Source organism: uncultured Bradyrhizobium sp., from assembly GCF_936928535.1.
Classification (GTDB): domain Bacteria; phylum Pseudomonadota; class Alphaproteobacteria; order Rhizobiales; family Xanthobacteraceae; genus Bradyrhizobium.
This window is the reverse complement of the sequence record NZ_CAKZHY010000061.1, coordinates 63,862-74,005: the sequence shown is the minus strand read 5'-3', so window position 1 is coordinate 74,005 and position 10,144 is coordinate 63,862. Positions and strand designations below refer to the sequence as shown.

Here is a 10,144-nt window from a genome sequence, read left to right as displayed (position 1 = left end):
GGACAAGCCCGGCCATGTCGCCGTGGGCGCATCGACACGCCCAGCGTTCATCTCATCTGCGATTGCTTCCCGCGGGAGTCGCGGATTACGTTGCATAACGATCAAGCCACCAGCTCGGCGAACAGATCCGCATCGACGTTGCCGCCTGACAGCACGATGACGACGTTCTTACCCGCAACATCGAGACGCCCCGCCAGCAGCGCGGCAAGGCCGACTGCACCACCCGGCTCGACCACCAGCTTCAGCTCGTGATAGGCAAACGCCACGGCCGCGCCGACTTCCTTGTCCGACGCGGTCACGCCGCGCGCCAAGAGCTTGCTGTTGATCGCGAAGGTCATCTCGCCGGGGATCAGCGCCATCAGCGCGTCGCAGATGGTGCGGCCCGCCGGCGGATGCGGCTCGCGATGGCCCGCGCTCAGCGAAATGCCGTGATCGTCGAACGCCTCGGGCTCGGCCACCACGATCTGCGCTTGCGGATAGCGGGCCTTCACGGCCGTCGCGACGCCCGCGATCAGGCCGCCGCCGGAAGCCGGCGCCACCACGATGTCGGGTGCAAGGCCGAGCGCTGCCATGTCCTCCGCAATCTCGCGGCCGGCGGTGCCCTGGCCTGCGATCACGAAAGGATCATCATAGGGCCGCACCAATGTCGCGCCGCGCTTCTCGGCGATGCCGCGCGAGATCGCCTCGCGGTCGTCGTTGTAGCGGTCGTACAGCACGACCTCGGCACCATAGGATTTGGTGCGCTCACGCTTCGACAGCGGCGCGTCCGCCGGCATCACGATGGTCGCCTGCATGTTCAGGATCTTGGCCGCCGCCGCCACGCCTTGGGCGTGGTTGCCGGAGGAGAATGCGACGACGCCGCCGGCACGCTTGTGCTGCGGGATCGAGAACACCTTGTTGAAGGCGCCGCGGAACTTGAAGGAGCCGGTGCGCTGAAGCATCTCCGGCTTCAGGAACACTTTTGCGCCAACGCGCTCGTTGAGCACGGGAAAGGACAACAGCGGGGTGCGGACGGCGAAGGGCGCAAGCACGCGCGCTGCGGCGTCGATATCGGCGGGGCCGATCGGAAGGGGCTGTTCGGACATGAGACGATGTTATCGCGCCGGACGAGCGGCGGGCAAGACGCGCGCGGGGATTTTACCGCTGAGGTCAGGCCACGAAACGCGGCTGTTCCGCCCCATCCCGGCCCGGCAGCACGGCGCCAACGGCGCGGATGCTGTCGACAAAAGCCCGGGCCGAGGCCTCCCAGGTGTAGTTGGCTGCGAATTCGACGCAGGCCTGCCTCGAAATGTCGAGCGCCGCGAAACAGGCGTTGCGCAAATCGTGATCCAGCGCGCCGACAGGCGCATCGCCGATCACGTCGCGCGGACCCTTCACCGGGAAGGCCGCGACCGGCAGGCCGCTCGCCAGCGCCTCGAGCAGGACCAGGCCGAACGTGTCGGTCTTGCTCGGAAACACGAAGACGTCAGCCGCCGCATAGATGTCGGCCAGTTCCTCGCCGTGCTTTTCGCCCAAGAAAATCGCGTCGGGATAAGCCTCCTCAAGCGCGTTGCGCGCCGGGCCGTCACCGACGATCACCTTGGTGCCGGGCAGATCGAGATCGAGGAACGCCTCGAGATTCTTCTCCACGGCGAGGCGGCCGACCGAGAGGAAGATCGGCGCCGGCAGGCAAAGATCGACGGCACGGGGATGGAAAAGATGGGTGTCGACGCCGCGCGGCCACAGCACGACATTGTCGAAACCGCGCTCGCCGAGCTCGCGGGCCAGCGCCGGCGTCGCCGCCATCACGGCCCGGCTCGGGCTGTGGAATCGGCGCAGCGCTCGCCAGATCAGCGACCCCGGCACCGGCACCCGGGCGCGGACATATTCGGGAAAGCGGGTATGGAAACTGCTGGTGAACGGCAGCTTGCGCTGCCGGCAATAGCGTCGGACCATCAAGCCGATCGGCCCTTCCGTCGCGATATGGATGCTGTCGGGCCGCGCTTCCTCGATCAGCTCAGCGATGCGCGCCGGGCGCGGCATCGCCAGCCGCACGTCGCGATAGCTCGGCATCGCGAAGGTGCGGAACGATTGCGGCGTCAGGAACGTGAACTCGACGCCAACACCTTCGACGCGTAGCGATTTCGCGGCGTCAGCAAGCTTGGTCAGCGTCCGAACCACACCGTTGACTTGCGGGTGCCAGGCGTCGGTCGCGACCAGGATGCGCATCAAGCCGCCCTTGCTGCCACCTGCGGCACTTCTGCCGGTTTCTGCAGATGATCCGCCCAGGTGATGATCTCGAAATGACCGTCGTCGTGCTCGACCAGCGCGGTGCAGCTTTCGACCCAGTCGCCGCAATTCATGTAGCGGATGCCGTTCTCGTCGCGGATCACGGCGTAGTGGATGTGGCCACAGATCACGCCGTCGGCGTCATGGCGCCGTGCTTCGGCCGAGAGCGCCTGCTCGAACGCGCCGATATAGTTGACCGCGTTCTTCACCTTCTGCTTGGCCCATTGCGACAGCGACCAATACGGTACCTTGAACAAGCGGCGGAAGAAATTGACGAAGCGATTCATCTGGATCGCAAAGTCGTAGGCCTTGTCGCCGAGATGGGCGAGCCAGCGCGCATTCTGCACCACGAGGTCGAAGATGTCGCCGTGGATGACGAGATAACGCTTGCCGTCCGCGCTGGTGTGGACCGTATTCTCGACCACGTCGATGCCGCCGAAATGCGTGCCGTAATAGTTGCGCAGGAACTCGTCGTGATTGCCGGGCACGTAAATGACCTTGGCGCCCTTGCGCGCCTTGCGCAGCAGCTTCTGGACCAGGTCATTATGCGATTGCGGCCAGTGCCAGCTTGATTTCAGCGCCCAGCCATCGACGATGTCGCCGACGAGATAGATGGTGTCGGCATCGTGGTAGCGCAGGAAGTCCAGCAAAAGGTCGGCTTGCGAGCCGCGGGCTCCGAGATGAACGTCGGAGATGAACAACGTGCGAAAGCGCCGCTCCGGGCTCTCGTCACTCACATCGTAACTTCCCATGCGCCAGCCTGTAACTATGTCCCGTGACAGGGGGATGACCGATTGAACCCTCGAGGCATCCTCAAATGCGAATCGAACCTTGCCTCGCCCTCCCCGCGAATATCAGTCGCATGCGACAATCAGGCGACATGGCAGGGCAAGGATTGCCCGCAAGACCCCGGAACCCCGGCCTTATTGGTTAATACCGGCGACTGAGGGCGCCGGCAGGACGCTGGAATCAGTAAAACTTGTGGAAATGGTGGATCGGGCCGTGGCCGTGACCGACGCTGAAACGGTCGGCAGATGCGATCGCCGCGCTGGTCCAGCTCTTGGCGTTGCGCGCGGCCGTCTCGAGATCCGCGCCGGTTGCGAGGCCCGCGGCCACCGCTGACGACAGCGAGCAGCCGGTGCCATGGGTGTTGCGGGTGGCAACACGCGGCGCGGCGAGCGCGATCGTGTGGTCGGCGTCGACAAGATAGTCGGTGCTCTCCGCGCCCTCGCCGTGCCCGCCCTTGATCAGGACCGCGCGGCAGCCAAGCGACAGCAGGCGGCGCCCCTGGCTTTCGATCTCGGCCTCGCTGCGCGCCACCTTTTCGTCGAGCAGCGCGGCCGCCTCCGGCAAGTTCGGCGTGATCACGGATGCGAGCGGCATCAGTCTCGCGCGCAACGCTGCGACGGCCTCCGCGGCGAGCAGGCGGTCGCCCGAGGTTGCGACCATCACGGGATCCAGCACGACATGGCGTGGTTTCCAGCGTGCGAGCGCAGACGCGATCGCATCGATGCTCTCAGCCTGCGCCACCATGCCGATCTTCACCGCGCCGACATCGAGATCGGAAAACACGGCGTCGATCTGCGCGGTGACGAACGCTGCCGGCACCGCGTGAATGCCGGTGACGCCCTTGGTGTTCTGCGCCGTGAGCGCCGTGATCGCGGACGCGCCGTAGACACCGAGCGCGGCGAAGGTCTTCAGGTCGGCCTGAATGCCGGCGCCGCCGCTCGAATCCGAGCCGGCGATGGTGAGCGCCACTGCTGTCATCGCCGGATATTCTTGCTCGAAAAGGACATGGCCATGGCCTGTCCTAGCGCGCCGGCGGGGCCCCAGCAAGCCGGCGAATCAGGCCGAGCCGCTGCTGCCGGACATTGTCGTCCCGAAAGCGTGCATATCCCGGAAAAATATAACCTCGGCAAGGCCCGGCCTTGGCGCACGTACATGCTGATGACACGTTAGTTGATGGATTCGTCCAGCGACGCTGAATTGCGGGCCGGCCCCGGCCCAGCAATCCTCTTGGGAAGAGATCATGTGGGCCTTTTTTGAACGTCTCCTCGATTCCTCGATGCTTTCACCGCACGGCATCTGCCTGTTGTGGGAGCCCGAGCTGATCTGGCTGCACGTGGCCTCCGACGCAATCATCGCCGCCGCCTATTTCTCGATCCCGTTCGCTCTCACCATTCTCGTCACCAAGCGGCGCGACCTCCAGTTCGGCTGGGTGTTCTGGGCGTTCGCGGTCTTCATCATGGCCTGCGGCCTGACGCATCTGCTGTCGATCTACACGCTTTGGGTTCCGGTCTACGGCATCGAGGGCATCGTCAAGGCGGTCACAGCCGCAGCCTCCATCTTCACCGCCGGTGCACTCTGGCCCCTGCTGCCGAAGATCCTGTCCATCCCCTCCCCGTTCGAACTGCAAAAGGTTCAGGCCGCGCTCGAGGTCGAAGAAATCAGGAGCCGGGATGCGACGCTGCTGCTCAAACAGGTCGGGGACGCCCAGCGCGCGATGCGCGAAAGCGTGACGCGCCTCACCGCCGTCGTCGAGACTGCCGTCGACGGCGTCATCCTGTTCGACGCGCAGGCCCGCATTCTCCTGTTCAACCCTGCCTGCGAGCGGCTGTTCGGTTATCGCGCCGACGAGATCATGAACCACGACATCGGCATGCTGATGTCCAATGAGAGGCCCTCATCCGCAGGTCATGGGCGTTTCGCAACCGGAGAAGCCATCGGCCTGCGCAAGGACGGCTCGACGTTTCCGATGGACCTGTCGGTGGGCCAGGCGTGGCAGGACGGCGAACTGATCCACGTCGGCATCATCCACGATCTCACCCTGCGCAAGCTCACCGAGCAGCAGCTCCAGCAGGCGCAGAAGATGGAGACGGTGGGCCAGCTCTCCGGCGGAATCGCCCACGACTTCAACAATCTCCTCACCGTCATCATCGGCAACGCCGAGCTTCTCAGCGAGCAGCTCAAGGCGCGGCCTGATCTGCAGCAATTCGCCGACGACATCTGCGAGTCCGGCGAGCGCGGCGCGGAGCTGACGCAACGACTGCTGGCGTTCAGCCGCCGCCAATTGCTGCAGCCGCGCACGATCGATTGCCGCGAGCTGATCTTGTCCATGCTCAAGCTGTTCAGGCGCACCATGCGCGAGAACATCGAGATCAGGACGACGTTCGGCCCCGGCACCATCCAGGCCTTCGCGGACCGCGCCCAGCTCGAATCCGCCGTGCTGAACCTTGCGCTCAACGCGCAGGACGCGATGCCATCAGGCGGGCATCTGACACTGAGCACGGAGATCGCCGCGATCGACGAGGACTATCGCGCCCTTCACCCGGAGGTGGCATCCGGCAGCTATGCCCTGATCTCGGTCACCGATGACGGCGAAGGCATGACGCCTGAAGTGATCGAGCGCGCGTTCGAGCCATTCTTCACCACCAAGGAGGTCGGAAAGGGCTCCGGCCTCGGGCTGAGCATGGTCTACGGCTTCGCCAAGCAATCCGACGGCCATGTCTCGATCTATAGCGAGCAGGGTCTCGGGACGACGGTCCGGATCTATCTGCCGCGCGTCGGCGCCGGACAGTCGGTGGCCGACATGCCCGAGACCGACGATGCGGCGCCGCGCGGCCATGAGACCATCCTGATCGCCGAGGACGATCCGTTCGTGCGCTTTTCGGTGATCCAGCGGGTGGAGGCGCTCGGCTATCGCGTCGTCGCCGCCGTCAATGGCAGGGAGGCCCTGCAGCGGCTACGCGCCGACCCCGGCATTGACATGCTGTTCACTGATATCGTCATGCCCGGCGGCATGAGCGGCTGGGAGCTCGCCGAGCAGGCCCGTCGCATGCGTCCCGGCCTGCCGGTGCTGTTCACCTCGGGCTACGCGCTGGAGACCCTGGTCGAGCAGGGCCGCGCCCAGGCGCAGGCCGTCGTCCTGACCAAGCCCTATCGCAAGGCTGAGCTCGCCCAGCGGCTCAGGGATGCCTTTGCAGCGGTGGCTGTGGCGTCGTAAAGCGGCGAACTGGTATTTAAAGGGGTCGGCCAGCCCGCTTGCTAAATCGGGCCGGTTTTGGCCTATTAGCCGCCAAGATATGTCTTCGGAGTTGACTGCAATGGTTCCTTTCTTCGTCCAGATCAAATGCAAGCTTGGCCAATCCTATACGGTGGCCAATGCGCTTGCCGAAGCCGAGATCGCCTCCGAGATCTACTCCACCGCGGGCCAATACGATTTGCTAGTGAAGTTCTATGTCGACAACGACACCGACATCGGCCACTTCGTCAACGAAAAGGTGCAGGTGCTGCCCGGCATCCAGGACACGCTCACCATCATCACCTTCAAGGCGTTCGGCACCGGCTAGCTGGACGTCATTCGAGAGCACCGGCTTTCAGTCGCCACCGGGCTTGCGCTTGGGCGGCGTCGGGCCGTCGACCGGCAGCGACTTCAGATAGGCCGCCATCGCGGCACGATCCTCCGGCTTCAACTGCGCGAGGTTCTTGATCACCGGCCGCATCGACCCCGATGCGCTGTCGCCCTCGGGCATGTCGCCGGTCTCGAGAAAGTCGGCGATATCCTTCTCGCTCCAGCTACCTAAGCCCTTCTGCGTGATGTTCGGTACCCAGCCCTCGCCTTCGGGATTGGGGCCGCCGGCAAAGCGCTGCGAGGCAATGACGCCGCCGAGCAAATTGCGCGGGCTGTGGCATTCGGCGCAATGCCCAAAACCGTTCACGAGATAGGCGCCGCGATTCCATTGCGCGGAATGCGCCGCATCAGGCACGAACGGCCGGACATTCATGAACAGCAATTTCCAGATGCCGACATTGCGGCGGATGTTGAAGGGAAACGGCAGGTCGTGATCGCGCACCTGGCCCGATACTGGCGGCAGCGTCTTCAGATAGGCGAAGAGATCGCGGACGTCGTCCACTTTGGCTAGGTGATAGGACGTGTAGGGAAACGCCGGGAAGTAGTGCGTGCCCTCGGGCGAGATGCCGCGCATCACCGCATTGACGAAATCGGCCTCGCTCCAGCGGCCGATGCCATCGGTGTGATCAGGCGAGATGTTCGGCGCATAGAACGTCCCGAACGGCGAGCCGAGCGCGAGGCCGCCGCCGAGCTTCAAACGATCCGGCTGGTTGGGCACGGCATGGCAGGAGGAGCAGCCGCCGGCATTGAACAGCTCCTGCCCATTGGCAAGATCGGGCGCGCGCGTCGGCGCCGGCAAGGCCAAAGCGGTCGGTGCGGTCAGCCACCAGTAGAGGGCAAAGGCTGCGACAACGGCAACCAGAAACACGGAAATTGTTCGTCGCAGCATTGAGGATCCCATTGAGCTCGAGCGAATTTACGGATCATCCCGCAGCCGCTCCAGCCACGAATAATTTAGATGGTTTGGCCGGAATCCGGGAATAAAGTCAGAACCGCACTGTTTGCAAGTTGACCGCAATCAGGCGTCAACAGGGAGAGACCCATGAACAAAGCGCTTTTTGCCACGCTGGCACTCGGAGCCGCCGTCGCATTCGCAGGCTCGGCCAGCGCGGAGAAACTCAAGGCGACACTGGACGCAAAGTCCGAGGTCCCCGCCAATGCCAGCGCCGGCACCGGCACCGCCGATCTCGACTATGACGCCGCGACCAAAAAGCTGTCCTGGAAGGTGAGCTATTCCGGCCTCTCCGGCCCGGCCACCGCCGCCCATTTCCACGGCCCCGCCGAGGTCGGCAAGAACGCCGGCGTCGCGGTCCCGATCCCCGGCATCGCCAAGAGCCCGGCCGAAGGCTCGGCCACGCTGACCGACGCGCAGGCCTCCGATCTCCTCGCCGGCAAGCTCTACGTCAACATTCACACGGCGGCCAACCCGGGCGGCGAAATCCGCGGCCAGGTCACGAAGTAAATCGGACGAAGTAAACGAAGCAAATTTGATGAAGTAGGCTTCAAGGCAAATTTATCGGCAAAGGCCGGGCGCATGCTGCGTCCGGCCTTTTCGATTCCGGGCGGGCCTCGATCGGCGCTAGACTGTCGAATGGCGCACCATCATCCGTGGCGCCTGGAGCGATCCATGAGCAAAGCAGCAATTCTGACGGCAATTGCGGCGGCGGCAGCGCTGCTTTCATTGGTTCAGCCTGTCGCCGCACAAAGCGATCTTGAACGGCAGGCGCAGTGCGAGCTGTCCGCCATCCGCGACACCAGATCGCCTCTGGCTGTCCAAACTATCCGTTCGGCCTGCAACTGGCTCGTCGTCAACGGCGACTCCCTGCTGAACGCATCCACGTCTGCCTCGTGCGCCAGCTCTCGGGCGCCCAGTCCAACGAGGCTGCCGCGGCGATCATGTCGGCATGTCGTGCGTCCAATCCGCTTTGAAGCTGCCGCCTAGACCGCGCTGAGCGCATGCTCGAGATCGGCGATCAAATCTGACGGATTTTCGATGCCGATCGACAAGCGGATGGTGCAATCGAGCACGCCGATCCTGCGACGGATATCGGCGGGAACGCCGGAATGGGTCATGGTCGCCGGCAGGCTCGCCAGCGATTCCGTTCCGCCGAGGCTGACCGCGAGCTTGAAGATCTGCAAGCCGTTGAGAAACTTCTCCGCCGCCGCCTGGCCGCCGACGATATCGAACGAGAACGTCGATCCCGCCCCTAGGCATTGTCGCGCGAAGACGCGCCCCGAAGGCGAGGTCTCCTCGTGATGGCCGAGGTAATGAACCTTCGCCACCTTGGCGTGGTCGCGCAGGAAATCCGCAACCAGGCGCGCGTTGCTGTTGGCCTTTTCCATGCGCAGGCTCAGGGTCTCGAGCGAGCGGTTGATCATCCAGCAGGAATGCGGATCGAGCTGGGTGCCGATGGCGCCGCGCAGCGCCTTGACGCCCTTCATCATCGCCTTGGTGCCGAGCGCCGCGCCAGCGATCAGATCGGAATGGCCGCCGACATATTTGGTCAGCGAGTACAGCGAGATATCTGCGCCATGCTCGATCGGCCGCTGAAACACCGGCCCCAGCAGCGTGTTGTCGCAGGCGATGATCGGCGTGTGGCCCTGGGCCTTGCCAATGCTGTCGGCAACGCGGCGCATCAGCGCGATGTCGACGAGGCCATTGGTCGGGTTGGCCGGCGTCTCGATCAGGATCATCGAAACCCGCCCCCGACGCATGGCCTCCTCCGCGGCCTGGTTGACAACCGCCTCGTCAATGCCGTCGGCAAAGCCGGCCGCGCCGATCGAGAAACGCGACAGCGTGTTCGTCAGCAGCGTTTCGGTGCCGCCATAAAGCGGCTGCGAGTGCAGAATGACGTCACCCGGGCGGACGAACGCCAGGATCGTCGTCGAGATCGCCGCCATGCCTGACGAGAACAGCGCGCAGCTCTCCGTGCGCTCATAGACCGCGAGCCTGTCCTCGACGATCTCGCTGTTGGGATGGTTGAAGCGCGAATAGACGAGTCCGGCGCCCATGCCCTCCGGCGGCTCGCGCCGGTCCGCGACATAGTCGAAAAAATCCTGGCCGTCCTCGGCCGTCCTGAACACGAAGGTCGAGGTCAGGAACACCGGCGGCTTGATGGCACCTTCCGACAGCTGCGGATCATAGCCATAGGTCAGCATCAGCGTTTCCGGATGCAGCATATGGTTGCCGATATGGGTTTTCGACGGAAATGGTTTTGCCATGGCCTGTCTCACTGTTGCCTGAGGTTGCCGCCGCTCGCCGGAACTCTTGAGAGCGTGAGGCATCGACGCCGCGGCGGCGCGAGCAAGCATAGTCGTTCTGGCGGTGATCCGTCAGGGCGTGGGCGGAGAATTTACCGCACCCACCGCTGTCATTCCCCCCGAAAGCGGGGAATCCAGTACGCCGCGGCCCATCGCTTCAATCGCAGCCGTCTCGGCGTACTGGATCGCCCGGTCAAGCCGGGC

General features: G+C 64.4%; 10 protein-coding genes. 4 read left to right on the top strand and 6 right to left on the bottom strand.

What is annotated here, in order from left to right; translation table 11 throughout:
- Positions 1 to 101: 101 nt before the first annotated feature.
- The 4 genes from Q0687_RS10075 to thiD form a co-directional block, all read right to left on the bottom strand.
- Positions 102 to 1,085, bottom strand: coding sequence for a threonine/serine dehydratase (locus Q0687_RS10075; protein ID WP_298875416.1), 984 nt, complete (start codon positions 1,083 to 1,085; stop codon positions 102 to 104).
- Positions 1,086 to 1,149: 64 nt separating this feature from the next.
- Positions 1,150 to 2,208, bottom strand: coding sequence for a glycosyltransferase family 1 protein (locus Q0687_RS10070; protein WP_298875414.1), 1,059 nt, complete (start codon positions 2,206 to 2,208; stop codon positions 1,150 to 1,152).
- Positions 2,208 to 3,020 carry a UDP-2,3-diacylglucosamine diphosphatase gene (locus Q0687_RS10065; protein ID WP_298875411.1) on the bottom strand — a complete coding sequence of 271 codons (813 nt, stop codon included), beginning with the start codon at positions 3,018 to 3,020 and terminating at the stop codon, positions 2,208 to 2,210. Before Q0687_RS10065 ends, Q0687_RS10070 begins: the two co-directional genes overlap by 1 nt.
- 217 nt (positions 3,021 to 3,237) lie before the next feature.
- Positions 3,238 to 4,035, bottom strand: a complete 798-nt coding sequence (thiD, locus tag Q0687_RS10060) for a bifunctional hydroxymethylpyrimidine kinase/phosphomethylpyrimidine kinase (RefSeq protein WP_298875408.1) — start codon at positions 4,033 to 4,035, stop codon at positions 3,238 to 3,240.
- 262 nt (positions 4,036 to 4,297) lie between these two features.
- Between thiD and Q0687_RS10055 the strand changes: the two genes are divergently transcribed.
- Both Q0687_RS10055 and Q0687_RS10050 read left to right on the top strand, forming a co-directional pair.
- On the top strand, positions 4,298 to 6,271 hold the full coding sequence (locus Q0687_RS10055; RefSeq protein ID WP_298875405.1) for an ATP-binding protein: 1,974 nt from the start codon (positions 4,298 to 4,300) through the stop codon (positions 6,269 to 6,271).
- Between the two features lie 100 nt (positions 6,272 to 6,371).
- Positions 6,372 to 6,617: an Lrp/AsnC ligand binding domain-containing protein gene (locus Q0687_RS10050; protein ID WP_194481732.1), complete on the top strand. Its 246-nt coding sequence runs from the start codon at positions 6,372 to 6,374 to the stop codon at positions 6,615 to 6,617.
- A gap of 27 nt (positions 6,618 to 6,644) precedes the next feature.
- Here Q0687_RS10050 and Q0687_RS10045 read toward each other — a convergent pair whose 3' ends face one another.
- Complete coding sequence (locus tag Q0687_RS10045; protein WP_298875393.1) at positions 6,645 to 7,568, bottom strand: c-type cytochrome; 924 nt, start codon at positions 7,566 to 7,568, stop codon at positions 6,645 to 6,647.
- A 153-nt stretch (positions 7,569 to 7,721) separates the two neighbouring features.
- On the opposite strand from Q0687_RS10045, the gene Q0687_RS10040 reads away from it, so the two are divergent.
- Entirely contained in the window at positions 7,722 to 8,141 is a 420-nt protein-coding gene (locus Q0687_RS10040; RefSeq protein ID WP_298875390.1) for a CHRD domain-containing protein, read from the top strand.
- A 165-nt stretch (positions 8,142 to 8,306) separates the two neighbouring features.
- The gene (locus tag Q0687_RS10035; RefSeq protein WP_298875387.1) at positions 8,307 to 8,621 is read left to right on the top strand and encodes a hypothetical protein; all 315 of its coding nucleotides are present in this window, start codon (positions 8,307 to 8,309) and stop codon (positions 8,619 to 8,621) included.
- On the opposite strand, the gene Q0687_RS10030 is transcribed toward Q0687_RS10035, so the two are convergent.
- Positions 8,618 to 9,901 (bottom strand): cystathionine gamma-synthase family protein, encoded by a 1,284-nt coding sequence (locus tag Q0687_RS10030; RefSeq protein WP_298875384.1) that lies wholly within the window; start codon positions 9,899 to 9,901, stop codon positions 8,618 to 8,620. The two genes, Q0687_RS10035 and Q0687_RS10030, sit on opposite strands and share 4 nt — an antisense overlap.
- Positions 9,902 to 10,144 lie beyond the last annotated feature (243 nt).